The sequence below is a fragment of the Actinoplanes sp. OR16 genome, from assembly GCF_004001265.1.
Lineage (GTDB): Bacteria > Actinomycetota > Actinomycetes > Mycobacteriales > Micromonosporaceae > Actinoplanes.
The window spans coordinates 4139083-4164248 of sequence record NZ_AP019371.1 but is presented as its reverse complement, the minus strand read 5'-3'; the positions used below and the strand labels follow the sequence as shown (position 1 = coordinate 4164248).

Annotated in this window: 28 protein-coding genes; 10 read left to right on the top strand and 18 right to left on the bottom strand. The window is 71.0% G+C overall.

Annotation, left to right across the window (positions count from 1 at the left end; all coding sequences use genetic code 11):
* Positions 1–1131 precede the first annotated feature (1131 nt).
* Complete coding sequence (locus EP757_RS19345; protein ID WP_232049958.1) at positions 1132–2436, top strand: IS256 family transposase; 1305 nt, start codon at positions 1132–1134, stop codon at positions 2434–2436.
* 276 nt (positions 2437–2712) lie between these two features.
* On the opposite strand, the gene mnhG is transcribed toward EP757_RS19345, so the two are convergent.
* The 9 genes from mnhG to EP757_RS19300 form a co-directional block, all read right to left on the bottom strand.
* Entirely contained in the window at positions 2713–3168 is a 456-nt protein-coding gene (mnhG, locus tag EP757_RS19340; protein WP_127547990.1) for a monovalent cation/H(+) antiporter subunit G, read from the bottom strand.
* A complete protein-coding gene (locus EP757_RS19335; RefSeq protein WP_127547988.1) occupies positions 3165–3428 on the bottom strand; it encodes a monovalent cation/H+ antiporter complex subunit F in 264 nt (87 codons plus the stop codon). The genes mnhG and EP757_RS19335 overlap by 4 nt, the downstream gene beginning before the upstream one ends.
* The gene (locus EP757_RS19330; protein ID WP_127547986.1) at positions 3425–3973 is read right to left on the bottom strand and encodes a Na+/H+ antiporter subunit E; all 549 of its coding nucleotides are present in this window, start codon (positions 3971–3973) and stop codon (positions 3425–3427) included. Before EP757_RS19330 ends, EP757_RS19335 begins: the two co-directional genes overlap by 4 nt.
* Positions 3970–5481: a Na+/H+ antiporter subunit D gene (locus EP757_RS19325; protein ID WP_127547984.1), complete on the bottom strand. Its 1512-nt coding sequence runs from the start codon at positions 5479–5481 to the stop codon at positions 3970–3972. The genes EP757_RS19330 and EP757_RS19325 overlap by 4 nt, the downstream gene beginning before the upstream one ends.
* Complete coding sequence (locus tag EP757_RS19320; RefSeq protein ID WP_232050693.1) at positions 5478–5816, bottom strand: Na(+)/H(+) antiporter subunit C; 339 nt, start codon at positions 5814–5816, stop codon at positions 5478–5480. Before EP757_RS19320 ends, EP757_RS19325 begins: the two co-directional genes overlap by 4 nt.
* 56 nt (positions 5817–5872) lie before the next feature.
* Positions 5873–8674, bottom strand: coding sequence for a Na+/H+ antiporter subunit A (locus EP757_RS19315; RefSeq protein ID WP_127547981.1), 2802 nt, complete (start codon positions 8672–8674; stop codon positions 5873–5875).
* Between the two features lie 85 nt (positions 8675–8759).
* Positions 8760–9308, bottom strand: a complete 549-nt coding sequence (locus tag EP757_RS19310) for a GerMN domain-containing protein (protein ID WP_127547979.1) — start codon at positions 9306–9308, stop codon at positions 8760–8762.
* On the bottom strand, positions 9302–10648 hold the full coding sequence (locus EP757_RS19305) for a cell wall metabolism sensor histidine kinase WalK (protein WP_127547977.1): 1347 nt from the start codon (positions 10646–10648) through the stop codon (positions 9302–9304). The genes EP757_RS19310 and EP757_RS19305 overlap by 7 nt, the downstream gene beginning before the upstream one ends.
* Positions 10645–11337: a response regulator transcription factor gene (locus EP757_RS19300; RefSeq protein ID WP_127547975.1), complete on the bottom strand. Its 693-nt coding sequence runs from the start codon at positions 11335–11337 to the stop codon at positions 10645–10647. The genes EP757_RS19305 and EP757_RS19300 overlap by 4 nt, the downstream gene beginning before the upstream one ends.
* A 153-nt stretch (positions 11338–11490) precedes the next feature.
* On the opposite strand from EP757_RS19300, the gene EP757_RS19295 reads away from it, so the two are divergent.
* The 3 genes from EP757_RS19295 to EP757_RS19285 are packed head-to-tail and all read left to right on the top strand — an operon-like array spanning position 11491 to position 12881.
* The gene (locus tag EP757_RS19295) at positions 11491–11751 is read left to right on the top strand and encodes a GlsB/YeaQ/YmgE family stress response membrane protein (RefSeq protein ID WP_127547974.1); all 261 of its coding nucleotides are present in this window, start codon (positions 11491–11493) and stop codon (positions 11749–11751) included.
* Positions 11748–12062 carry an STAS domain-containing protein gene (locus EP757_RS19290; protein ID WP_127547972.1) on the top strand — a complete coding sequence of 105 codons (315 nt, stop codon included), beginning with the start codon at positions 11748–11750 and terminating at the stop codon, positions 12060–12062. Before EP757_RS19295 ends, EP757_RS19290 begins: the two co-directional genes overlap by 4 nt.
* Positions 12063–12098: 36 nt before the next feature.
* The gene (locus EP757_RS19285) at positions 12099–12881 is read left to right on the top strand and encodes a hypothetical protein (RefSeq protein WP_127547970.1); all 783 of its coding nucleotides are present in this window, start codon (positions 12099–12101) and stop codon (positions 12879–12881) included.
* 45 nt (positions 12882–12926) lie between these two features.
* Here EP757_RS19285 and EP757_RS19280 read toward each other — a convergent pair whose 3' ends face one another.
* The gene (locus tag EP757_RS19280; protein WP_127547968.1) at positions 12927–13607 is read right to left on the bottom strand and encodes a hypothetical protein; all 681 of its coding nucleotides are present in this window, start codon (positions 13605–13607) and stop codon (positions 12927–12929) included.
* 111 nt (positions 13608–13718) lie between these two features.
* Positions 13719–15023: a serine hydrolase gene (locus EP757_RS19275; protein WP_127547966.1), complete on the bottom strand. Its 1305-nt coding sequence runs from the start codon at positions 15021–15023 to the stop codon at positions 13719–13721.
* A 108-nt stretch (positions 15024–15131) separates the two neighbouring features.
* Between EP757_RS19275 and EP757_RS19270 the strand changes: the two genes are divergently transcribed.
* Together EP757_RS19270 and EP757_RS19265 are read left to right on the top strand one after the other, a co-directional pair.
* Positions 15132–15581: an NfeD family protein gene (locus EP757_RS19270; protein ID WP_127547964.1), complete on the top strand. Its 450-nt coding sequence runs from the start codon at positions 15132–15134 to the stop codon at positions 15579–15581.
* Between the two features lie 26 nt (positions 15582–15607).
* Positions 15608–16702: an SPFH domain-containing protein gene (locus EP757_RS19265; protein WP_127547962.1), complete on the top strand. Its 1095-nt coding sequence runs from the start codon at positions 15608–15610 to the stop codon at positions 16700–16702.
* 128 nt (positions 16703–16830) lie between these two features.
* Here EP757_RS19265 and EP757_RS19260 read toward each other — a convergent pair whose 3' ends face one another.
* Positions 16831–17313 (bottom strand): cadmium resistance transporter, encoded by a 483-nt coding sequence (locus tag EP757_RS19260; protein WP_232050571.1) that lies wholly within the window; start codon positions 17311–17313, stop codon positions 16831–16833.
* Between the two features lie 15 nt (positions 17314–17328).
* The gene (locus EP757_RS19255; RefSeq protein ID WP_127547960.1) at positions 17329–18213 is read right to left on the bottom strand and encodes a DMT family transporter; all 885 of its coding nucleotides are present in this window, start codon (positions 18211–18213) and stop codon (positions 17329–17331) included.
* Between the two features lie 41 nt (positions 18214–18254).
* On the opposite strand from EP757_RS19255, the gene EP757_RS19250 reads away from it, so the two are divergent.
* On the top strand, positions 18255–19685 hold the full coding sequence (locus EP757_RS19250) for a PLP-dependent aminotransferase family protein (protein WP_197725566.1): 1431 nt from the start codon (positions 18255–18257) through the stop codon (positions 19683–19685).
* On the opposite strand, the gene EP757_RS19245 is transcribed toward EP757_RS19250, so the two are convergent.
* The gene (locus EP757_RS19245; RefSeq protein WP_127547956.1) at positions 19666–20472 is read right to left on the bottom strand and encodes a DUF3097 domain-containing protein; all 807 of its coding nucleotides are present in this window, start codon (positions 20470–20472) and stop codon (positions 19666–19668) included. The genes EP757_RS19250 and EP757_RS19245 overlap by 20 nt on opposite strands.
* A gap of 90 nt (positions 20473–20562) precedes the next feature.
* Here EP757_RS19245 and EP757_RS19240 point away from each other — a divergent pair, with 90 nt between their 5' ends.
* Both EP757_RS19240 and EP757_RS19235 read left to right on the top strand, forming a co-directional pair.
* On the top strand, positions 20563–21345 hold the full coding sequence (locus tag EP757_RS19240; RefSeq protein WP_127547954.1) for a hypothetical protein: 783 nt from the start codon (positions 20563–20565) through the stop codon (positions 21343–21345).
* A 4-nt stretch (positions 21346–21349) separates the two neighbouring features.
* The gene (locus EP757_RS19235) at positions 21350–21850 is read left to right on the top strand and encodes an NUDIX domain-containing protein (RefSeq protein ID WP_127547952.1); all 501 of its coding nucleotides are present in this window, start codon (positions 21350–21352) and stop codon (positions 21848–21850) included.
* Between the two features lie 257 nt (positions 21851–22107).
* Here EP757_RS19235 and EP757_RS19230 read toward each other — a convergent pair whose 3' ends face one another.
* Together EP757_RS19230 and EP757_RS19225 are read right to left on the bottom strand one after the other, a co-directional pair.
* Entirely contained in the window at positions 22108–22527 is a 420-nt protein-coding gene (locus EP757_RS19230) for an NUDIX domain-containing protein (protein WP_127547950.1), read from the bottom strand.
* Positions 22524–22793, bottom strand: coding sequence for an NUDIX domain-containing protein (locus EP757_RS19225; RefSeq protein ID WP_370457861.1), 270 nt, complete (start codon positions 22791–22793; stop codon positions 22524–22526). The genes EP757_RS19230 and EP757_RS19225 overlap by 4 nt, the downstream gene beginning before the upstream one ends.
* A gap of 122 nt (positions 22794–22915) precedes the next feature.
* On the opposite strand from EP757_RS19225, the gene EP757_RS19220 reads away from it, so the two are divergent.
* Complete coding sequence (locus tag EP757_RS19220; protein WP_127547946.1) at positions 22916–23389, top strand: signal peptidase I; 474 nt, start codon at positions 22916–22918, stop codon at positions 23387–23389.
* On the opposite strand, the gene EP757_RS19215 is transcribed toward EP757_RS19220, so the two are convergent.
* On the bottom strand, positions 23355–24134 hold the full coding sequence (locus tag EP757_RS19215) for an HAD-IIA family hydrolase (RefSeq protein ID WP_127547944.1): 780 nt from the start codon (positions 24132–24134) through the stop codon (positions 23355–23357). The genes EP757_RS19220 and EP757_RS19215 overlap by 35 nt on opposite strands.
* The gene (locus EP757_RS19210) at positions 24131–25162 is read right to left on the bottom strand and encodes a ferrochelatase (RefSeq protein WP_127547942.1); all 1032 of its coding nucleotides are present in this window, start codon (positions 25160–25162) and stop codon (positions 24131–24133) included. The genes EP757_RS19215 and EP757_RS19210 overlap by 4 nt, the downstream gene beginning before the upstream one ends.
* Positions 25163–25166: the final 4 nt, after the last annotated feature.

The following is a 25166-nucleotide window of genomic DNA, read 5'->3' as shown; positions in this document are numbered from 1 at the left end:
CTGTGACTCATTGCTCTCCGACGACCCGCAACACAGCAATGAGCCACAGCCACACCGCCCCGAGCCCAGCCACCCACACGCGCCCGAGCACACCAGGCTGCACGACAGCGACAAATCGGACGGCCAGGGTGGCACAGGCGCTCAGGCCGGCCGCACCACGGAACGACGACGCACCGAGTCACAGCCCGCGGGCCCAGCTGTGACTCATTGCTGTCCGACCACCCACAACACAGCAATGAACCACAGCCACACCGCCCCGAACCCCAACCACCCACACGCGCCCGAGCACACCAGGCTGCACGACAGCGACAAATCGGACGGCCAGGGTGGCACAGGCGCTCAGGCCGGCCGCACCACGGAACGACGACGCACCGAGTCACAGCCCGCGGGCCCAGCTGTGACTCATTGCTGTCCGACCACCCACAACACAGCAATGAACCACAGCCACACCGCCCCGAACCCCAACCACCCACACGCGCCCGAGCACACCAGGCTGCACGACAACGACAAATCGGACGGCCAGGGTGGCACAGGCGCTCAGGCCGGCCGCACCACGGAACGACGACGCACCGAGTCACAGCCCGCGGGCCCAGCTGTGACTCATTGCTGTCCGACCACCCACAACACAGCAATGAACCACAGCCACACCGCCCCGAACCCCAACCACCCACACACCCCCGAGCACACCAGGCTGCACGACAACGACAAATCGGACGGCCAGGGTGGCACAGGCGCTCAGGCCGGCCGCACCACGGAACGACGACGCACCGAGTCACAGCCCGCGGGCCCAGCTGTGACTCATTGCTGTCCGACCACCCACAACACAGCAATGAACCACAGCCACACCGCCCCGAACCCCAACCACCCACACACCCCCGAGCACACCAGGCTGCACGACAACGACAAATCGGACGGCCAGGGTGGCACAGGCGCTCAGGCCGGCCGCACCACGGAACGACGACGCACCGAGTCACAGCTCGCGGGCCCGGCTGTGACTCATTGCTGTCCGACCACCCACAACACAGCAATGAGCCACAGCCGCACCGCCCTGAACCCAGCCACCGACACACGCCAGGCTGCACGAGGGGACTGTAAGAAAAACGGTGTAACTCCTGATCAAGGAGACACCAGATGACCGTGACGATCGATGCCACCGTGGATACTTCGGCGGTGGCCAAGAAGAAGGATCCGGCAACCACCCCGGAAGGCGTGGATGCCGAGCTAGTCGGCCAGCTGGTCGAGCAGGCCCGCGCAGCGGGCCTGCAACTGACCGGCGAAGGCGGTCTGCTGCAGCAGTTGACCAAGCGAGTGATCGAAGCCGCCCTCGATGGTGAGATCACCGATCACCTCGGCTATGAGAAACACGACCCGGCCGGCAAAGACGGCGGCAACTCCCGTAACGGGACCCGGGCCAAGACCGTGCTGACCGATGTCGGCCCGGTCGAGATCACCGTGCCGCGCGATCGCGACGCCTCGTTCGAGCCGCAGATCGTCAAGAAGCGGCAACGTCGGCTGACTGGTGTCGAGGACATGGTCCTGTCGCTGTCGGCGAAAGGCCTGACCACCGGGGAGATCAGCGCTCACCTGGCCGAGGTCTATGGCGCCGACGTCTCGCGCCAGACGATCTCCACGATCACCGATAAGGTCATCGACGGCATGGCCGAGTGGCAGAACCGGCCCCTCGACAGGGTCTATCCGGTGATCTTCCTGGACGCGATCAACGTCAAGATCCGCGACGGCAAAGTCGCCAACCGGCCCATCTACGTCGCCCTCGCGGTCACCGCCGAGGGCACCCGCGACATCCTCGGGCTCTGGGCTGGCGACGGCGGCGAAGGCGCCAAGTTCTGGTTCAGCGTGTGCACCGAGCTCAAGAACCGTGGTGTCGAGGACGTGCTGATGGCCGTCTGCGACGGCCTGACCGGGCTGCCTGACGCGATCAACACCGTCTGGCCGAAGACCGTGGTCCAGACCTGCGTGGTGCACCTGCTGCGCAACTCGTTCAAATACGCCGGCCGCCAGCACTACGACGCCATCGCCAAGGCACTCAAGCCGGTCTACACCGCACCGACCGAGCAGGCTGCCGAGCAGCGCTTCCTGGAGTTCGCTGAGGCCTGGGGCGAGCGATATCCGGCGATCGTCCGGCTCTGGGAGAACGCCTGGGCCGAGTTCGTGCCGTTCCTCGCGTTCGACGCCGAAATCCGTAAGGTCGTCTGCTCCACCAACGCGATCGAGAGCGTGAACGCCCGCATCCGCCGCGCCGTCCGGGCCCGCGGGCACTTCCCGAACGAGCAGGCCGCCCTGAAATGCGTCTACCTGGCCGTGATGGCCCTGGACCCGACCGGCGCTGGCCGCCGCCGCTGGACCATCCGCTGGAAACCCGCCCTCAACGCCTTCGACCTCGCCTTCGAAGGACGGCTCACCGCAGGCCGCAACTAACCCTCAACAAGATCGAGTTACACCGTTTTCTTGACAGTCCCTGCACGAGAGCGACAAATCGGGCGCAGCGCTGGGATGCGGCCGGGTCTGGGGGTAGGAACGCCGGCCGGCGGCGGGATCGCGGGGACCGCCGGCCAGGGCTGGGAGGTAGGGCCGCCGGCCAGGGCTGGGAGGTGGGGCCGCCGGCCGGGAGTGGGTTCGCGGGGGCTGCCGGCCGGCGGGGCTTCGAGGATTCAGCGGGTTCGGGGTGGGCGAATCCGGTCGGGATGGGCTGGTTCAGCGCAGTGGTGGTCGGGCGGGCTGGCGGGTCGGCTCGGGCGGCAGGGCTTCGGCGGGTTGAGGATGGGTGGCGGGGTCTGGAGCGGGCCGGCGGGGGTCGCCCGGCCCCGGGTGGGGTGGTGGGGAATCCGGGAGGGGTGGCTGGGTGGCTAGTTCGTCGGTGATCAGCAGGTCCTGGCGTACTCGGCCCGAGCGGTAACCTGCGCGGCCGACCATGTGGGCTGCCACCGGGGCGGTGGCCATTTGGAAGACGGCTACGAGGAGCATCACGCCCAGGTGGTCTCGGAGGCTCAAGGCGCAGCCGGTCAGGATCAAGAGCAGGCCCAGGACCTGGGGTTTCGTGGCGGCGTGCATGCGGGACAGCAGGTCGGGGAAGCGGAGCAGGGCCACGCCCGCGGAGAGGCTCAGCAGGGCGCCGAGGGTGAGGCAGGTCCAGGCCAGGGCGTCGATCATCGGGGTGGCCTCCGGGTGGCGAAGCGGGCGACGCTCACCGAGCCGATGAAGCCGAGGATGGAGAGGACCACCAGGATCGGCAGGGCGGTGGCGTCGCGGGAGAAGGCCGCCTCGGCGCCGATCGCGGCCATCACGATGGCGAGCAGGACGTCCATGGCGATGATGCGGTCCAGGATCGTCGGGCCGCGGACCACCCGGATCAGGGTGAGGACGGCGCCGGCGGTCAGCAGGACGGTGACGATCACGGCCACAGCGATCATGCGGGACCCCCCGGAGAGAACGAAGAACATGCGGAACGCTCGGCGGGAGAGCCGAAGGCGTCGACTATCCGGCGTTCCAGCGCGAGCACCGAACCGCGGAAATGCTCCACTTCTTCGAGGGTGGAGACGCCGAGGACGTGGACGTAGAGGATCCCCTGCGAGCGGTCCACCTCGACGATGAGGCTGCCGGGAACCAGCGACAACGCTTCCGCCGTCAGCGTCAGTCCAAGATCGCTGGGCACGCGCAAGCGGACGGCTATGACGGCGCTGCGGACCGTCGCGCCGAACCGGAAGGCGAGCAGCGCCACCTGCACGCTCGCCACCACCATGTCGACGGCGAACCGGGCCGCGAAGCGAAGGACGCCGAGCGGGTGGACGCGTCCGGCGTAGGTGACCGGCGGCAGCGGGAAGACGGTCAGCACCACGACGGCGATGAGCAGCCCGCCGACGACGGTGATCGGTGTGACGCCACCCCAGAGCAGCGTCCAGATCACCGTGAGCGCGACGGCGGCGACGCATCGATCACGCCAGCGGCCGGCGATCATGGGGTGCCTCCGGGAGAGAGGACGCTCCGGGCGTACCCCGAACGGTCCTGCAATCGCCCTGCCGCCTGGTCACCCACCGCGAAGAGGGGACCGGCCACCACCGTGAGGGCTACGCCGAACGCGACCAGGGCCAAGGTCGGAACGATCATCATGGGTGGGCACCGTCCGGCGTCGGGGGCGGGCATCGCCGGATTCGGGGCGCGCCAGAACGCCAGGTTCCAGACGCGGGCGATGGCGTAGAGGGTGAGCAGGCTGGTCAGGACGCTGCCGGCGACGAGCAGCCAGGCGAGCGGACCGCCGTCGGCGACACCGGCTTCGATGAGACCGAGTTTGCCGATGAAGCCGGAGAACGGCGGGATCCCGGCCAGGTTGAGCGCCGGGATCAGGAACGCGACGGCGAGCACCGGGTTGAGCCGGGCGAGGCCGCCGAGCCGATCGAGGGCGGTGCTGCCACCGCGCTTCTCGATGAGACCGGCGGCGAGGAAGAGCGTGGTCTGCACGGTGATGTGGTGGACCACGTAGAAGATCGCGCTGGACATCCCGAGCCGGCTGGTCAGGCCGACGCCGAAGAGCAGGTACCCGATGTGGCTGACCAGGGTGAACGACAGCAGGCGCTTGATGTCCGACTGCGCTACCGCGCCGAGGATGCCGACCACCATCGTCAGCAGCGCGAGCACCAGCAGGACCACTGTCGCGCGTCCACCGGGGAAGAGCAGCGTCTCGGTACGGATGATCGCGTACACGCCGACCTTCGTGAGCAGTCCCGCGAAGACGGCGGTGACCGGGGCGGGCGCGGTCGGGTAGCTGTCCGGCAGCCACGACGAGAGCGGGAACACCGCCGCCTTGATGCCGAAGGCGAGCAGCAGCATCCCTTGCAGGATCAGCTTGAGCCCGTCCGGCAGCCCGTCGAGCCGTTCCGCGAGCTGGGCCATGTTGAGCGTGCCGGTGGCCGCGTAGATCAACCCGATCGCGGTCAGGAAGATCACCGAGGAGAGGAGGCTGACCACGATGTACGTCGTACCGGCCCGGATCCGGTTCTCGGTGCCGCCGATGGTCAGCAGGACATAGCTCGCGACCAGCAGGATCTCGAATCCGACGTAGAGGTTGAACAGGTCGCCGGCGAGGAACGCGTTCGTCACGCCGGCGGTGAGGATGAGGTACGCCGGGTGGTAGACCGACAGCGGCGTCTCCTCGTGCCCGTCGGCCATGCCCTGCCCGATCGAGTAGATCAGCACGCACACGGTGACGGCCGCGGAGACGACCAGCATGAGCGAGGCCAGTTCGTCGGCGACCAGCACGATGCCGAGCGGCGCCGCCCAGCCCCCGACCGCGACGACCAGCGCCCCTTCGGTCGTGGACAGGTAGAGCAGCGCGGCGGAGACGAGAAGGGTCGCGGTGAGCGCGGTGAGGCTGATCGTCCGCTGCGCTCGCGGGCGGCCGTTCATCAGCAGCGTGAGGGCGGCACCCAGCAGCGGGATCGTCACGGGCAGGGGCACGAGCCAGGTCATGACTGCTCCTCGGAGTCCGCGACGCCGGAGCCTTCGTCCCGTTCGGCAAGCAGCATGATCCGCTTGTCCTCCACGTCGTCCTGCACCTCGTCGTGGCCGGACATGGCCCAGCTCCGATACGCCAGGGCCAGCAGGAACGCGGTCATCCCGAGCGTGATCACGATGGCCGTCAAGATCATGATCTGGGGCAGCGGATCGGCCATCTCGTCCTGCGGGGCATCACCCACGATCGGCGGGGCGCCGGCCTTCCCGCCGAGCAGGATCAGCAGGTTGACGCCGTTGCCGAGCAGGATCATGCCCATCAGCACCCGGGTGAGACTGCGTTCGAGCAGCATCGACACCCCGGCCGCGAACAGCACGCCGATGACCACGACATAGACGAGATTCGGCGTCACACCAGCTCCTTCTCCCGCTCGGCGGCCGGCGCCGGCTCCTCGAAGGACGAGTCCTCGTGCTGCCGGTCCAGCTCCGCGCCGAGCGACCGCAGGATCTCCAGGACCAGGCCGACCACGATCAGATAGACACCGACGTCGAACGCCATCGAGGTCGCGAAATGCACATGACCGAAGAGCGGCAGATGTACGTCGACCAGCGCGCTCTGCAGCACCTCCCCGCCGGCGATCATGGCGACCATCCCGGTGGTCACGGCGGTGAGCAGTCCCGCGCCGAGCACCAGTCCGGCGTCGACGGGCGCAGCCGCGTTCAGCTCCGGCTTGCCGCCCGCGAGATAGCGGGTGGTCAGGGCGAGCCCGGCGACCAGTCCACCGGCGAAGCCGCCACCGGGAGCGTTGTGCCCGGAGAAGAGCAGGTAGATCGAGAACAGCACGATCGTGTGGAACAGCAGCCGCGCCACCACCTGCAGGATGATCGACTGGCGGCGGGCCTCCGGCGTGTCCCCGGCCCGCAGCCAGCCGGCCCCGGCGTCGGGCAGCGACGAGGAGGACGGCACACGCCGCCGCAGCGCGCCGTCCCGGCGGAAGATCAGGCTGGCCACGCCGGTCGCCGCCACCACGAGCACCGAGATCTCGCCCATGGTGTCCCAGGCCCGGATGTCGACCAGCGCGACGTTGACGATGTTCGTCCCGCCGCCGTAGGAGACGGCCAGGTCGGGGAAGTCGACCGAGATCGGGACGGCCTGCCTGCCACTGACCGCCGCGTACGCCATCCCGGCCGCCACCAGCCCGCTCGCCACCGCAACCAGGTTGCGCACGACCTTGCTGCCGACCAGCGGGCGCGCTGAGAAGAACGCCGGGAGCCGGCGCAGCACCAGCAGGAACATCACGATCGTGGCGGTCTCGACGAGGAACTGGGTGAGTGCCAGGTCGGGGGCGCCGTGCAGGATGAACAGGACTGCCACGCCGTACCCGCCGACGCCGACCAGGATCATCGCGGTCATCCGCCGCCGGGCCCGGGCCGCGAGCAGCGCTGACGCGGCCACCACGGCGCCGGCGACGAGCTGCAGCGGGCTGTCCCAGAGGCGCACGCCGGCCGGCCAGGGCGCGCCGAGGCCGAGCGTCACCGCACCGATGACGATCATGACGACGAGGATCGAGCCGAGGCTGAACGGCAGCGAGCCGCGCTGGGTCGCGCCGGTCACCTCGACGGCCGCCCGGTCGACGGCCGCCATGATCCGCCGGTAGACCGACTCGGCGGACGGGAAGCGCTGCTCCGGCCAGGGCGCGCGGCGGGCGAGGCCGAACCAGACCCAGAGGCCGATCGCGAGGACCGCCACCGAGAGCAGCACCGGCAGGCCGAGACCGTGCCAGAGCCCGAGGTGGTACTCGGGTCCGCCGAACGCCGCGGCCCACGGTTCGAGGAAGTGACCGAGGCGGGCCGAGTACAGGCCGGCGACCAGCGAGAGGGCCGCCAGCAGCACGGCCGGTGCGAGGAACAGCGGGCCGGGGGCGGCGGGCGCCGTCACGGTCACCCCGGGCTTCTCGGCGAAGGCGCCCCACACGAACCTCAGGCCGTACGCGACAGTCAAGCCGGACCCGGCGACCAGGGTGAGAAGAATCAGGCCGTCCTGTTCGAAGGCCGCGAAGGCGGCCTCCTTGCCGACGAAGCCGGCGAGCGGCGGGATGCCGGCCATCGACGCCACGGCGAGCGCTGCCGCACCCGCGAGGACCGGCATGCGGCGACCGAGACCGCTCAGTTCGCGTAGGTCGCGAGTGCCGGCCGTCTTGTCGATCACGCCGACCACCAGGAAGAGCGCGGCCTTGAAGAGCGCGTGCGACAGCAGCAGCATCGCGCCGGCCAGAGCGGCCGCCCGGGTGCCGGCGCCGAACGCGACGGTCAGCAGACCGAGCTGGCTGACCGTCCCGTACGCGAGGACCAGCTTGAGGTCGTTCTGCCGCATCGCCTGCCAGCCGCCGAGCAGCATCGTGACCAGGCCGCCGGCCACGGTGATCGCCCGCCACGCGGTGACGTCGCCGAACGCCGGGCCGAGCAGGCCGATCAGGAAGACGCCCGCCTTCACCATCGAAGCGGCGTGCAGGTACGCCGACGCCGGCGTGGGAGCGGCCATCGCGGCCGGCAACCAGAAGCTGAACGGGAAGATCGCCGACTTGGAGAGCGCGCCGGCCAGGATCAGCACCGCCGCGGTGATCAGGTAGCCGCCGGACGGCAGCCCGCCCGCGGAGATCTCCGACCAGCGGTAGGTGCCGGCGTGCTCGCCGAGCATCACGAACCCGACCAGCATGGCGAGCCCGCCCGCGGTGGTCACGACGAGCGCCTGCATCGCCGCGCGGCGGGCCGCGACCTGCTCCGGGCGGTGCCCGATCAGCAGGTACGAGAAGACCGTCGTGAGCTCCCAGAAGACGTAGAGCACGATGAGGTCGTCGGCGAGGACGAGTCCGGTCATCGAGGCGGCGAAGGCGAGCAGGGTGCCCGCGAATCGTCCGAGATCGCCGTCGCGGGAAGCGAAGTAGCGAGCACTGTAGACCAGGACGATCGCGCCGATCCCGCCGACGATCGCCAGGAGAAGCCGCGCGAGCGGACCCATCTGGAACGCCAGGTCGACGCCGAGCTGGGGAACCCAGGGATACACTTCCGGGCCAACATCTCCGAAAAATGCGTATAAAAGGGTGCAGGCTGGAACCAGCGCAAGCCCGTACAGCACACGATTGCCGCCCAGCCGCACCAACAGCGGCGCGGAGAGGGCAGCGACGGCGTGCAGGAAGAGGAGAAGAAGCACGCCACACCTTTCGCTCGCCGGCTCGGACAACCCTGACCGGCGGATGTGGCACTCCTGCCCCAGAAGCACGACAGGTTCGTGACTTTTAGGCAGGGGCGATCAGCGAGCTGTAGTCCCATCCCCGCAGTGGACGATCGGTGAGCGACCCGTCGGCGCGCGGGACCTGCAGCGGCTCTCCCCCCTGAGTGAACGACACCGACGCAACGTCGGCCCGGGCGGTGAGCGTGCAGACGATCTGTGCGTACGCGAGGACCTCGTCGCTGCGGGCGCTGCCGGCATCCTCCGCCTCGGTCACCTCGACCGTCACGCCGTCACCGGAGTCCCGCGCCGACAGCGACATCCCGGCGAGCGCCGTCGTCAGCCCGAGGCCGCGCTCGGCGGTGGTCGGGCCGGCGGTCAGGTCGTCGAGCTGCTTCTGCGGGGTCGGCACCGAACTGACCCGGCGGACCGTCTGCACGAGACGGCCGTCGCGGACCAGGCAGAGCACCTCGGCGACCTCACCGCCGGGCGCCGGACCGGCCGTCGCGGTGTTCTGCCCGTCCCGGGGCAGGGTGACCTCGTGCGGTTCGTCCTGGGCCGGGATTCCGCAGCTCGCGACCAGGAACACGCAGGCGAGGGAGAGACGCTTCAGCACGTCAGCTCCACCCGGAACCGCGCTCCCCCGCCCGGCCGGTCCCCCACCGTCACCCGGCCGTCGTGCGCCGCCGCGTGCCCGGCCACGATCGAGAGCCCGAGACCCGTGCCGTCGCCGCCGCCACGGGCGTTCGCCGCCGGCCCGCGCACGAACCGGTCGAAGATCGTCGGGCGATGCTCCTCGGCGACACCGGGACCCTCGTCGTCCACCTCCAGGAAGCAGCGCCCGTCCGCCGAGCCCAGCCTGATCGCCACGGGGCCTCCGCCGTACCGGATCGCGTTGTCGATGAGATTGCCGAGCGTCTGCTCCACCCGGCGCCGGTCCACCCGCCAGGTCGCCGGTGTTCCCGGCAGCATCACCACCAGATCGCCGGACAGGCCCCGGGACCGGCAGACCGCGCGGGCCAGCTCGGCCACCTCCACCGGCTCCCGCTGCACCGGCTGATCGCTGCGGGCCAGTTCCAGCAGGTCGTCGACGAGATCCTGGAACCGGTTCACCTCGGCCGCGATCAGCGTGACCGCCGCCGCCGACCGCTCGTCCAGGCCGCCCTTGCGCCGCTGGATCACGCTGACCGCCGCTTCCAGGGTCTGCAGCGGCGACCGCAGCTCGTGGCTCACGTCCGCGGCGAACCGGCGGTCGCGTTCCAGCCGGCGGGCCAGCTGGTCGGCCATGTCGTTGAAGGCCAGCGAGAGAGTGGCCAGGTCGGGTTCGGTGTCCGGGTCGATCCGGGTGCCCAGATCGCCGGCGGCCACCTCCCGCGCCGCGCCGGCCACCACGGTCAGGGGCCGCAGGGCGTACCGGGTGACGTACCAGCCGACGGCCGCGCCTCCGGCCGCGACCATGATGGCGACGGCCGCGAGGACCAGGGCGAGCAATTGGAGCGTACGGTCCAGCTCGCGCAGCGACACGATCTCGTAGAACGACGCCGAACCCGACAGGGGCACTCCGACGACCAGCGCCGGCCCGTTGTCCCGGTTGATCCGCTGCGCGCCGGCCTCACCGCGCCCGAGCATCTCCCGCAGTTTCACCGGGATCGCCGACCCGGCCGCCGGCTCGGCCGTCCGCGAGTACCACTGCCCGCCCATCTGGAGCAGGACGTACCGGTCGGCGCCGGTGTCCAGCGCCCGCAGCGCCTCGGAGACGTCCGGGGACGGCCCGGTGACCCCGGCGTTCACCACCGTGGCGTCGAAGTACGCGGCCCGCACCGCGGTCCGCTCCCGCTCGGCGAAGAGGGTGCTGCGGATCAGCTCGTACGACACCAGGCTCACGCAGGCGGAGAGCAGCAGCGCGCCGACGGCGAACGCCGCGCTCACCCGGGCACGCAGGCCGATCGGCTTCACGGCTGCAGCTTGTATCCCAGGCCCCGCACCGTGACCAGGTGGCGGGGCTCCTTGTTGTCCACCTCGATCTTGTGGCGGAGCCGGCCGACGTGCACGTCCACCACCCGCTCGTCGCCGAACTCGTAGCCCCAGACGCGCTGCAGCAGCTGCTGCCGGGACAGGACCAGGCCGGGGTGCGCGGCCAGCTCGCAGAGCAGCCGGAACTCGGTCCTGGTGACCGCCACGGCGGTGCCGTTCAGCCGCACCTCGCCGGCGTCCGGGCTCACCTGCAGATCACCGAACGAGAAGACGGTCGCCGCGGGCGTGGCCGGCGCCGCCGCGGCGGTCACCTGGGCCCGGCGCCGCAGAGCCCGCAGCCGCGCGGCCAGCTCCTTGATCGCCACCGGCTTGATCACGTAGTCGTCGGCGCCCGCCTCCAGCGCCGCCACCACGTCGTGGGTGTCGTCCCGGGCGCTGATCACGATGATCGGCACCTCGGTGTCACGGCGCAGCTGGCGGATGCACTCGAAGCCGTCCATCCCCGGCAGCATCAGGTCGACGAGGACGGTGTCGGCGGGACGGCGGCGCTGTTCGGCGAGCCCCTCCTCGGCGGTGGCCGCGGTGTACGCGGTGTATCCCTCGTCCTCCAGGGCCATGGACAACGACAGCCGGATCCGGTCGTCATCCTCGATCAGCAGCACGGCGGTCATATCCGCATGATGCCGCCCGGAACGCCCGGTTGCCCATCAGGTGCGCGAGACGACGACTTTGTCACCCAACTGTCATGGCCGCGGGCCGGGATCGCCAAGCCGGAGGGCCAGGCTGTGAGATCCCCAGGCCCTTCTCCGCTCTTGGAGGTTCGCATGACGGCCGTGAGCCTGGCCGCCGCGGTGGCGGTCGGCGTCGTCGCCGGCCTCGCCGCGCTCGTGCCGCTGCGTCGCCGGGGGTTGCCGCTCTGGCTGCCGTTCGCGGCGGGGGTCGGCGCGGCGGTGCTGGCCAGCGTCGTCACCAGGCTGTCCAACGCGGAACGCACCAGCCTGACCCTCGTCGAGTTCATGCTGCAGATCCTCTTCGCCGGCGCCGGACTGGCCGCCGTGGCGGTGACCGCGAGGAACGACCGATGACCGTGATCGTCACTCCCCCCGCCGACCTCGACACCGAGGTGGCCGAGCTGATCCGCCCGGCGCTCATGGAAGCGGCCGCGGAGGGCCTGGACGTGGTGGTCGACCTGCGGGAGGTGCACATCATCGACTCGGCCGGGCTGGGGCTGCTGGTCCGCGCCCACCAGGAGGCGAAGCAGCACGGCGGCCGGTTCGCGCTGGCCGCGCCGTCCCGATTCGTGCTGACCGTCCTGCACACGATGAAGCTGGACGGCATGTTCGCCCTCTACCCCGACCGGGAGGCGGCCCTGTTTTCTGTGAATTGCTCCGGATAACAGCAACCCGGCCGTCCCCCGGCCGATCAGACGGCCATGACTGCTGAAGCCATCGCCGTGACGCACCCCGTCGAGTGGTGGAAGCAGTTCGAGACCGCCACCGAACGGTTCGACGAGGCGATCCTCACGACCGGGCTGACCGAGCTGCTGCTGCCGAAGATCACGTCACAGCTGCTGCAGCGGGAAGCGGACATCGCCGCCGACATCACGATCCTCTACCGCAACAAGCCGAAGAGTGAGGGCCTGCACGACCGGTACCTCGCCGCCGCCGACCGGCTCCGCGAGACGATCGAACGCCTGGCGGTCCGCGACGTCGACCAGGCCACGCTCGCCGAGGCGCTGGCGGTGTCCTGGGTGATCGACGGCGACTACGCCCGCGCGGCCGCCGAGATGGAGTCCCGGGTCGGTGCGGTGGCGCTGCTGCGGATCTTCGTCTCGGCGCTGCGTGTCTCGCACCTCAACGTCAACGTGACCGCGCAGCTGCTGAGCGGTGGCCGTACCCCCTCCGAGGCGATCTACGCGGGCCGGGTCCTCGGCAAGTACGGCTACTGGCCGGACTGGCTGCAGAGCCTGGTCGTCGAGCACGCGCAGGCCGGAACCCTGACCGAGGAGTTCGTGAAGGCGCTGGACATGTGCGCGTTCGCGACGCTGCGCTCCACCCAGTCCCGGCTGGCCCGCCAGCTGCTTCGCCGCGAGCCGCAGGCGATCCGGTTCGCGGTGCGCACCCTGGAGTCGATCGGCGAGGCGGAGATCGCCGACCGGCTGCGCGAGGGCGATATGGGAGCGGTGGCGTTCGCCGCCCGCTTCGCCTCGGTCTGATCGCGTTTCCGCTCCGCGCTTCGCCTCGGTCTGATCGCGTTTCCGCTATGCCTTCGGGAGGAGACGGCCGCCGGTCCAGGCCAGGCCCATCCCGGCCGCGAGCAGCAGCAGCGCGCCGACGGTCGGCACCGGCTTGGCGGAGTAGGACTCCGAGCCGATCGCCACGGCCGCCAGCATCAGCAGGACGCCGTCGGCCGGGTTGACCAGTTTCGACCGGAACACCGCCCAGCCGAGCAGCAGCAACCCGATCCCGGTGATCGTCCCGGCCGCGGTCACGAGAGCGGGCACGTGACCGGTGACGATCGGCGCGCTCTCGATCACCGCCTCTTCGGGCAGCGCGGCGAGCGGCACCAGCGTGGTCGATCCGGCGAGGGTCACGAGCAGGCCGGCGAGGGCGCAGCGCCGGGTACGTGACCCGGCCAGCAATCCGGCGAGGGCGATCAGCGACACGGTGGCGAGCCAGCCGGCCAGCAGCCGTACCGCGAGTGGTCCGGGTGCGCTGGTGACGCCGAGGGTGAGCCAGCCGTAGAGGACGGCCGCGACCGGAAGTGCCCAGAGGGCGAGGCGGGCGTACCGGCGTACCGACCAGATCCACACGGCATCCCGGACCGGCACCGTGTCCAGCCCGATCGTTTCCGGTCCGGCCATGGCGGTGGGCGCGCCGACCCACGCCGGCGCCACCCGGAGCGGCCGGCCACTTGCGGTCTGACGTTGGCTGATGCTCATGGCTCCGCCTGTTCACCAGGGCCTGTTCCTGTGGGGCCCGTTCCTCCGACGAGCATGCCAAACCCCGCGACAGTGTGGGCCATTTCACGAAAAGCAAGGATAAGTCGGTGTTTATGCCAGATGGCTCGACTCGCGGCGGTAGACGAACGTGGCGATGTCCAGAGCCTCGACCGCGCCCTCCGCCGAGCGGACCGCCTTCAGGAACTCGCCCTCGTTGTTCCCGTCCACGCCACGCCAGGTGTCCGGCGCCTCGCGGACGAACCGCGTCCGATGATGCGGACCGGTCATCACCAGCGCCTCCGAGTCCGGGACCACCTCGTATTCGCTGCCCATCCACCACCAGCGCCCGCACAGCTCGGCGGCCTCCCCGGACGGGACGACCGGCGGACGCCAGGGCACGACGGCCGAAGGCTCGTCGTCGAGCACGGTGGTGAGGGTCCGCAGCGCCACGTCCCGCACGTGATCGCCGCTCAGGCCGTAGGCGTTCACGAACACGATCACCCCGAGCCGGCTGCGGCGGTGCACGGCGAGGTGCGACACGTACCCGGGCATCGAACCGCCGTGACCCACGTAGACCCGTTCCCCGACCCGGAACAGCTGCGGCCCCAGCCCGTGCCCCGAGGTCCACGACTCCAGGTCGCTGAGGACCACCGGCGTGCACATCTCGTCGACGGTCTCCCGGGCCAGCACGGCCGGCGCCGGATCGGCCAGGAACCCGGCCCACTTGGCCATGTCGGTGACGGTCGACCACAGCTGGCCCGCCGGCGCCATCGCCCCGGTGTCCGGCCGCGGCTCCTCGTGCAGGGCGCCGCCGAGGTCGTGCACCACGTAACCCCTGGCGTACGGCTCGACCGGCGCGTAGGTGGTCCGCTTCATCCCGAGCGGATCGAGGACCCGCTTGCCGGCCAGCTCGATCCAGCTCTGCCCGGTGACCCGTTCGAGGACCGCGCCGAGCAGCCCGTACGCCAGATTCGAGTAGCGGTACCGGCGGAACGGCGCGCCGGCCAGCTTCTCGTAGGTGAGCCCGGCCAGCAGCTGGTCGGCCGTACCGCCGGGGTTGCGCTCCCACCACGGGCCGTCCGGCTCGCGCTGCAACCCGGAGACGTGCCCGAGCAGCTGCCGCAGCGTCACCCCGCCGATCGGGGTGCCCGGCAGGTGCCGGTAGAGCAGGTCGTCCAGGGCGAAGAACCCCTCGTCGCGCAGCTGCATCACCAGCGTCGCGGTGATCGTCTTGGTGATCGAACCGAGCCGGTACTGCGTCTTCGGGTCCGGGCGGGGTTGCTCACCGGCGGCCGCGAAGTGCAGCACGGCCCGGTCCCGGACGACCGCGAGGGCGAGCGACGGCACCCGGCCGGCGGATTGGGCCCGGGCGGCGATCTCGTCCACGCGGCGGGCGGTCTCCGGAAGCAGCGACACGGTGGAACCTCTCGGTGGGGGGACTGACGGGTTTAACTGTTCGATGACGATTCGGCTACGCCAAATCGTCATGTGCCGGACGTGCGTGGACGTGCCACGATCGTGGATGTGGAAGCCGTACTCTGGATCGTCCTCGCGATCGCGCTGGTGATCGGCGAGGCCTTCACCGCGACGATTCTCGTCATCTTCTTCGCGGCGGGCGCCGCCGCGGCCGCCGGCGCGGCCGCGATCGGGGCTCCGCTGCTCGTTCAGGTCATCGTCTTCGCGCTGGTCTCCGGCCTGTCGGTGGCGGCAGTCCGGCCGATCGTGATGCGGCACGCCCGCCCCGCGATCGAGACCGGCGACACGCCGTTCGGCGTCGAGGCGATGGAAGGCGTGCGCGGCACCGTCGTGGACGAGGTGACCGAGTCCCGAGGCATGATCAAGATCGACGGCGAGTTGTGGCAGGCGCGTTCGTTCGACGCCACCGATGACTTCCAGCCCGGCGAGCGGGTGCGGGTCGTGAAGGTTCGGGGCGCCACCGTTCTGGTCTGGCGCGACGACGTCCCCGACGTCTAGCAACACCCTTTGAGAAGAGAGGCGTCATGGAAGCCATCATCCTGGTGCTCGTCATAGTCATCGCGGTCTTCGCGGTGACCACCCTCGTGAAGTCGGTACGGATCGTCCCACAGCAGCGGATGGACGTGGTCGAGCGCCTCGGCAAGTACAAGCGCACTCTCTCGCCCGGCCTGAACCTGCTGGTGCCGTTCGTCGACGCGGTCCGTACCAAGGTGGACATGCGCGAGCAGGTGGTCTCGTTCCCGCCGCAGCCCGTGATCACCTCGGACAACCTGGTCGTCTCGATCGACACGGTGCTGTACTTCAAGGTCGTCGACCCGGTGCGGGCCACCTACGAGATCTCCCACTTCCTCCAGGCGATAGAGCAGCTGACCGTCACCACCCTGCGTAACGTGATCGGCTCGCTCGACCTGGAACGCGCCCTGACCAGCCGCGAGGAGATCAACAAACACCTCTCCGGCGTCCTCGACGAGACCACCGGCCGCTGGGGCATCAAGGTCACCCGCGTCGAGATCAAGGCGATCGAGCCGCCGCCGAGCATCCGCGACTCGATGGAGAAGCAGATGCGCGCCGAGCGGGACCGCCGTGCCGCGATCCTCAACGCCGAGGGTCACAAGGCGGCCCAGATCCTCACCGCCGAGGGCGAGAAGCAGGCCGCGGTGCTACGCGCCGACGGTGACCGGCAGGCCCGCATCCTGCAGGCGGAGGGTCAGGCGAAGGCGATCCGGACCGTCTTCGACGCCATCCACCAGGCGAATCCGTCGCAGAAGGTGCTGGCGTACCAGTACCTCCAGTCGCTGCCGCAGATCGCGAACGGCTCGGCGAACAAGGTGTGGATCGTCCCGACCGAGCTGACCAAGGCCCTGGAGGGTCTGGGCGGCGCGCTGGGCGGTCTCGCCAACATGGCCGGCGACGTGCCGGCGGCCGGCGTCGACTCGGCAGCCGTCGAGCGTGAGGCCGCGGCAGCCGCCGAGGCCGCCGAAGCGGAGGCCCGGAGGCTGAACGCCGAGGTGCGGGCCGCCGAGGCGGAGACGTCGTCGTCGGCGCTGCCGCAGGTCCCGCCGACGGCGGCGCTGGGCGGGGCCGACTACGCGGGCGGCAACCAGGTGGACAAGGCCTGAGCGGAAACGGAGGAGGGGCCGGCCGGCCTCTCCTCCGTCCTAGAGGCCCTCGATCAGGATCAGCAGACCGATTCCGATCAGGACGACGGGCAGCAGCACGTGTCCCCAGCGGCTCAGCGCCTTGGCGATCACCGGCCGGGTGGCGAGGAAGCGGCCGCCACCCAGACGGCCACCAGGACTCCGAAGACCGCGACGTACACGGTCATGCCGCCCGCACCGGCGGTGACGAAGACCGGCACGTAGACGCCGATGTTGTCGCCGCCGTTAGCGAACGTCACCGCGGCGACCTCGAGCACCCGTGGCCCGGTACCGCCCTCCGCCGATTCCTCCTCGTCGTGGCGGTGCCGCCAGGACTGCACCGCCGCCTTGACCCCCAGCGCGATCGGGAGCAGGCCCAGATAGGGGATGACCTCATCGGGGAGGAAGGTGGCCCCGAACGCGGCCGGCACCGCGACCGCGAGGATGCCGAGGAAGCCCAGGTACTGCCCGGCCGCGATGGTCCGGGTGAGGTGCGGCCGGCCGGCGCCCTGCGCGAAGAAGAGCGACAGGATCAGGATGTCGTCGATGTTCGTGACGGCGAACAGGCCCACCGCTTGTCCGATCAGGTTCACGCGTGGAAACAGTAGTCACGGCACCGTCACCACCGCTCGGCGCGCCGATCGTCCGGTGAGGCCCAGTGCCAGGCCCGCCGCCACCGTCGCGATCCCGAGCCAGACCAGCGGTTCCGGGGCCGGCCCGCCCAGCGCCATGCCGGCCGCCGCGGCGCTGATCGGCGCCACCCCGGTGAGCAGCCCGGCCCGGCCCGCCCCGATCCGGTCGACGCAGGTGTACCAGAGCAGGAACGCCAGCGCGGTCACCGCGACCGCCAGGTAGGCGGCGGCCAGCAACTCGGCGGTGGTCAGCCGGAACACCGCGCCCGGGCCCTCGGCCGGCACGCCGGCGGCACCGAAGAGGACCGCCGCCAGCCAGGTCGTGTGGACGGACACGCCGAGCGGACCGTGCCGGCCCAGCAGCGGGACCGCGAGCAGGGTGAACGCGGCCTCGCAGGCGAACGTCACGAACGCCCACGCCAGACCCGTCCCGTCGGCCCGGCCCAGACCTTGGACCAGCGCGGCGCCGGCCGTCACGACGGCGGCGGCCAGCAGCACCCGGGCCGCGGGGTGGCGGCCCTCCAGCAGCGGGCCGCCGACGGCCAGCAGGATCGGCACGCAGGCCACGGCCACGCCGAGCACCGCCGGTTCGGCGTGGCCGGCGCCCCGCACCAGCGCGACGTTGAAGAGCAGCAGGCCGGTGCCGGTGACGCCGAGCAGCCAGAGCCATTCGGCGCCGCGGGGGCGGTGGACCCGGGCGCCGGTGACCCGGGCCCAGGCCAGCAGCAACAGGCAGGCGACGGCGTACCGCAGAGCCTGCACGGTGAACAGAGGCGCGCCGGCCAGATGCCCCGACACGGCCACGCTGCCGCCGACGAAGACCATGCCGGCGGCTCCGGAGATCACGGGTAACGCTTTCACGCCCCGATCCTCCGCCGGGATATGGTTCGGTTCGAGGACCAATTCGTACGCGAGGAGCTGGACCAATCAGCGGCTCGGACTTCCTTCAGCTGCGGCCGGACACCGCACCCGCCAAGGGACTGACCGCCTGGCTCACCGACGGCCTGCGCGCCGCCGTGACCGCCGGCCGGCTCGTCCCCGGCGACAGGCTGCCCGCCACCCGGACCCTGAGCGAAGAGCTGGGCATCTCCCGCGGTGTCGTGGTGCAGGCCTACCAGCGGCTCGCCGACGAGGGCATCGCCGCGGCCCGGACCGGCTCGGGCACGGTGATCACCGGCCGCCCGGAGACGCGGCGACCGGCAGTCGACCGGCGGCAGACCCTCGACGAGCTGCGGCTGCCGCTCTCCACACCGGACGGCATCGATCTGAACCTCTCCCCCGGCGTGCCGGACCTGTCGGCGTTCCCCCGCGCCGCGTGGCTACGGGCCGAGCGGACGGTGCTCGGCGGCGTGACCCATGCCGATCTCGGGTACGGCGACCCGGGCGGCGTGCCACGGCTCCGCGCCGCGTTGGTGGGCTGGTTAGCCCGTACCAGGGGAATCCGGGCCGAAGCGGACGACGTAGTGGTCACCGCGGGCGTCGCGCAAGGTCTCGCCCTGCTCGCGCGGGTCCTGCGAGCCGAGGGCGTGACCGAGATCGGCGTCGAGGACCCCGGATCGCGCGGCGCCACCGACCAGATCGCCTACTGGGGAGCGCGGCCGATCGGCGTGCCGGTCGACGAGGAGGGCATCCGGACCGACGCGCTGACCGGCCTGGAAGCGGTGCTGCTGACGCCGGCCCACCAGTTCCCGACCGGCGTCGTGCTCAGCCCGGAACGCCGCCGCGCGCTGCTCGCCTGGCCGGGACTGATCATCGAGGACGACTACGACGCCGAGCACCGCTACGACCGCTCGCCGGTCGCGGCCATCCAGGGATCCGCGCCGGAACGGGTCGCCTACCTGGGCAGCGTCTCCAAATCGCTGGCGCCCGGGATGCGCCTGGGCTGGCTCGTCGCGCCCCGCCGGATGCAGGGCGCGCTGCTCGCCGCGAAACACGCCGCCGACCTCGGCAATCCGGCGCTGCCGCAGCTGGTCCTCGCCGAGCTGCTGACCTCCGGTGACTACGAACGTCACCTGCGCGCGGTCCGGGAACGGCAGCGCCGCCGCCGGGACGCGCTGCTCGGCGCGCTCCGGACGCACCTGCCCGGCTCACGGGTGACCGGCGTGGCCGCGGGCCTGCACCTGCTGGTCATGCTGGAGGGGTACGGCGACACGCCCGACACGGTCCTCGCCGAACGGATCGCGGCCACCGGGGTGCTGGTCCACCCGCTCACCTGGCACCGGCAGCGCCCCGGGCCGCCCGGCCTCGTGATCGGCTACGCGGCCCACCCCCCGGACCGTCTGATCGAGGCCGCCGCCCGGATGGGGGCTGCGCTCAGTCCTCCATCACGGTGACGAAATCGATCAGCCGTTCCATCGAGTTGATCAACGGCGTCTCGACGTCCTTGTAACTGGAGACCGACCCCAGGATCCGGCGCCACATGTCGGCCGGCTCGCGGACACCCGCCGCCTCGCAGACACCCTCCTTCCACGGACGGCCCGGCGGGATCACCGGCCAGGCACGCAGACCGACCCGCTCCGGCTTCACCGCCTGCCAGATGTCCACGTACGGATGACCGGTCACCAGCACGTCCGGGTGCTTCACGGCGGCGACGATCCGGCTCTCCTTGGAACCCGGAACCAGGTGGTCGACGAGCACACCGAGCTTGCGCCGCGGCCCCGGCCGGAACTCGGCGACCGCCGCTGCCAGATCGTCGATGCCGTCGAGCGGCTCCACCACGACACCCTCGATGCGCAGGTCGTCGCCCCAGATCCGCTCGACCAGGGCGGCGTCGTGGATGCCCTCCACCCAGATCCGGCTGGCCTTCGCCACCTGCGCCTTGACGTTGTCCACGGCGATCGAGCCGGAGGCGGTGATCCTTCGTTGTCCCGGTGCCGCCTTGGGCGCGGCCTTCCTGAGAGTGACGCGCACGCCGTCGAGCAGGAACGCACCCGGTGTCAGAGGGAAGTTCCGGCGCTTCCCGAACCGGTCCTCCAGCACCACCGCGCCCAGCTCGAAACCGACGACCGCGCCGCAGAACCCGGAGTCGGCGTCCTCGACGACCAGGTCCGGTTCCGCATCCACCTCCGGTATCGGCTTCCGGCGCCGCCGGCCGCCCGCGAGCACATCCTCCCCATACATGTCCCGCACGGTAACCCGCGATCACGAACACACCGGCGGTGACGCTCCGAGCCGAGACAACCTTCCGTACCGGCACGTACCCTTGCTCGCATGTCACCCGCAACTGGGGCGGCCACTCGTACCGCCCGCCGGTCCACCAGGTTCGTCGCCTGGGTGCGCGCCTGGCGTGCCGGCCTCGTGCCGTTCGACGAGCTCGCCGACGAGATCGCCGCCGGCGAGGAGCACCTGGTCTCCGACGCGCCCGGCACCTGGACCGACGTGCCGCTCGCCCAGGCCCTTCCGGCCTTCGCGAAACTGCACCCCGACGAGATCCGGCTGGTGCTGCCCGCCCCCGGCGATCCCCGTGGCCTGCCCGGGCCCAGCGACCTGACCGGCGCCGCGCTGCTCGCCGGCGAAGCGGTGATGACTCGTGAGTTCGGGGTGGTGCCCGAGGTCCGGCGGCACACGTCCGGGTCCGGCGTGGAGTTCGAGACGGTGCTGTGGCGATTCCACCCGGCGCCCGAACACCGCCAGGTCTTCCAGATGGGCGCCGCCGAAGCCGAAGCCGAGCTGACCGCCGCCCTCGGCGAGGCGACGACGGCGCTCACCAAACTGGACGTGGCTCAGTGGAAACCGGAACTCGCCGGCGCCCTGCAAGCCCTGCGCCGCCCGGAGAGCACCGCGACCCTGCCACCCGGCTTCGACCCCCGCTCCCGCCGGCTCTTCGCCCGCGCCAGCGTCCTCGACCAGGTCCTCGCCCTCGCCGAGACGAACGCGCCGGGCGGCGCCGTGAACGGTTTCGAGGCGCAGGCCCGCGACGCCGCGCTGCGACCCCTGACCGCCGCCTGCCGGCAGGCCCTGGTGGCGGCCTGCAATGCGCCGCTACGGCCCTGAGCGCATGCCGGACAAGCATGCGCACTGCACCTTCTGCGGCGCACGCTACCTGCCCGGCCAGCCGTGGCCGCGCCACTGCCGGGCCTGCGGCGAGATCAGCTACCGCAATCCCAGCCCGGTCGCCGTAGCAGTCCAGCCGGTCGGCACCGGTCTCCTCGCCGTCCGCCGCGGCCTGCCACCGGCTGAGGGCCGCCTCGCCCTGCCCGGCGGCTTCATCGAAGTGGGCGAGACCTGGCAGGCCGCCGCCGTCCGCGAACTCGTCGAAGAGACAGCCGTGGTGGCCGACCCCGCGGCGGTCACCCTCTTCGACACGATCAGCGCCCCGGACGGCACCATCCTGATCTTCGCCCTGCTCCCGGCCCTGCCGAGCGCCGCGGCCCTGCCCCCGCCTCTGGACACCCTGGAGGCACCGGCCCGGGAGGTGCTCTACGGCCCCACCGAACTCGGCTTCAGCATCCACACCGCCATGGCAACCCGCTGGTTCAGCGGTCGCCCGCGTCCCTAGTTCGCGCTCGGCCATACCTCAACCCGCCCAGCTGTGCCTCACTCAGACACACCGCGCGGCCGTCCAGCTCGGCTGTGCTTCATGGCGGATGTTCGGGACACCACACAGCAATGAGCCACAGCCGAGTCGAGGCGGCTGTGACTCGTGGCTGTGCCTCGGCCTTGCCGACAGCAATACGTCACAGCCGTCCCCAAGTCGCCGCAGCCCCGGAACGTGCTCCAGCTACGGCTCGCGGACGCCCGGGGCCAGGAGGACGATCAGTCGATCTGGTTGGCGTCTCGCAACTCGGCCAGCAGCAGCTGGATCGCCGGAGCGCAGCGGTCGCTGTCGGCTGTCGTGAACCAGGCGAGCTCGGCTATCTCGTTCGCCGGAGCGGGGTCGGCGTGGCAGGAGGACACGTCGTCGCCGGTGAAGGTGATCAGGCGGACGCGGGTGCCGGGCGGCCGGTTGTGAGCGGGCGCCTCGATCGTGACGAAGGGGCGCAGGCCGGCCGGGTCGACCGGGATGCCCACTTCCTCCAGGGCTTCGCGGGCTGCCGCCTCGGCGTGCGTCTCGCCCGGCTCGGGTTTGCCGCCGGGCAGGTAGAACGCGTCGGAGCCGCCGGCACGCACCACGAGCACGCGACGATCGCGGACGCAGATCCAGGCGGCGGCCACGACTTCCAGGGCAGCGGTCATGCGAGCAGGAAGGGTGCGCCGGCCTCGAAGCGGGCCAGGTCGGCCAGGGAGGCGTGTACCGAATGGGTGGTGCCGTCGGGCAAGGCGCCGACCGGGTAGAAGGCCGCGTCGGTGGTCTCGTCGGTCTCGCGGATCGCGCAGTCGTGCAGCGTCTGGCCGAGTTCCATGGTCCCGGCCGGCAGCGCCCACCGCCCGTTGTCACTCCGCTTGATCAGCAGGACGCGGCCGTCCGGATCACGGAGGACGGCGCGGGCGCCGACCGTCATGAGGACACGGTCCGGTCCGGCGATCTCCCGCAGCTGACCCAGATAGGACTCTTCCCAAGCAGGCACGACAGCGACGCTATCAAGCGGCTCAGACCCCTCCCGCACCCGCCGAACGGAAGACTGTGATCGTCAAAGCCGCCGTCTGCGGCCTGGTCCTCGCGGCGCTGACCCCGCTGTCCGAGGGCTGGTCGGCGTCGGTCGTGGTGAGCGGTTCGATGAGCCCGGCCGTGGAGACCGGCGACGTGGTGATCACCGCGCCGCCGGCCGGGAGATCGATCGCCCCGGGCCGCGTCGTCCGCTTCCGCAGCCCGGACCGGCCCGGCCGCTCGACGCTGCACCGCATATCCACCATCACCGCGGACGGCCTGCTCGTGACGAAGGGCGACGCCAACCGTACGGCCGACGTCACCCCCGTGCCGGTGAGCGCGGTGACCGGCGTGAGCCGATGGCGGGTGCCCTATGCCGGGCTCCCGCTCGTCTGGTGGCGGGACCGCGACCTTCCCCGGCTGGCCGGGACGGCCGCGGTCCTGGCGGTGCTGCTCACCCTCGTACCGATGATGATCAGATCTCGTCGATCAGGTCGGCGACCGAGTTGACGATGCGGGACGGCCGGTACGGATAGGTCTCGCTCTCCATCCGGCTGCTGATGCCGGTGAGCACCAGGATCGTCTCCAGGCCGGCTTCGAGGCCGCAGAGGACGTCGGTGTCCATCCGGTCGCCGATCATCGCGGTGGTCTCGCTGTGCGCGCCGATCGCGTTGAGCGCCGAGCGCATCATCATCGGGTTCGGCTTGCCGACGAAGTACGGCCGCACGCCGGTCGCCTTGGAGATCATCGCGGCGACCGAGCCGGCGGCCGGGAGCAGGCCCTCGTTCGACGGGCCGGTGGCGTCCGGGTTGGTGCAGATGAACTTGGCGCCGCCGTTGATCAGCCGGATCGCCTTCGTTATCGCCTCGAAGCTGTACGTCCGGGTCTCGCCGAGCACCACGTAGTCCGGCTCGAACTCGGTGAGCACGTAACCGGAGGCGTGCATCGCGGTGGTCAGGCCGGCCTCGCCGATCACGTACGCGGTGCCGCCCGGCCGCTGGTCGGAGAGGAACTGGGCGGTCGCCAGCGCGGCCGTCCAGATCGACTGCTCGGGCACGTCGAAACCCATCCGGTTGAGACGGGCCTGCAGGTCACGCGGCGTGTAGATGGAGTTGTTGGTGAGGATCAGGAACGGCTTGCCGGACTCCTTCATCCGGTTCACGAACTCGGGCGCCCCCGGTACTGGCACACCCTCGTGGACGAGCACGCCGTCCATGTCGGTGAGCCAGCTCTCGATGGCCTTGCGTTCCTTCATGCGGGGGCTCCTCGTCGCTGTGGGGGCGTGCAGCAGTCGGTGGGACACAAGTCCCAGGTCGGGAGCGTACCGATCTTGGTGTGCGGTGCCTCGGCGGTCCGCTCCTGGACCAGCTCGCGCACCATCGCGACGAACCGGGGGTGGGTACCGGCGGTGGCCGCCCGGGCGTAGCCGAGGCCGAGCCGGGCCGCCGTGTCCTTCGCCTCGTTGTCGAGGTCCCAGATGACTTCGAGGTGGTCGGAGACGAACCCGATCGGGCTGACCACCACGTCGGTCACGCCCTTCTCGGCGAGCGCCTCCAGATGGTCGTTGATGTCCGGCTCCAGCCACGGGATGTGCGGCGGGCCGGAGCGGCTCTGCCAGACCACGTCGTAGCCGAGGTCGGACGCCGCCGCGGCGTGCACAAGGCGGGCGGTCTCCTCGAGCTGAGCGGTGTAGCGGCCGCCGGTCGGGCCGGCCGTGTTCGCCATGCTGACCGGGATCGAGTGGGCCGTGAAGACCAGCCGGGTGGTGGCCCGGCGGGCCGGGTCGAGGGTAGCGAGCGCGTCGCGTACCGCCTCGATGTTCGGCTCGACGAACCCGGGGTGATCGTGGAACTGGCGCAGCTTCAGGATCTGCGGCGCACCCGGGCCGACCGCCTTGCGCGCCGCCGCGATGTCCTCCCAATACTGCTTGCAGGAGGAGTATCCGCCGTACGCGCTGGTGGCGAAGCCCAGCGCCCGCTCGACCCCGTCGTCGCGCATCTGCGCCACGGTGTCGGCGAGCATCGGGTGCCAGTTGCGATTGCCCCAGTAGAGGGGCAGGTCGATGCCGTGGCGACCGAACTCCTCGCCCACGGCCGTCAGCAGGTCACGGCACTGCTGATTGATCGGTGAGACCCCGCCGAAGTGCATGTAGTGCTCACGCACCTCGGCGAGGCGCTCGTCCGGAACTCCGCGCCCGCGCACCACGTTGCGCAGGAACGGCATCACGTCATCGGGCTTCTCGGGCCCGCCGAAGGAGAGCAGGACGAAGGCGTCGTATACCACCCGA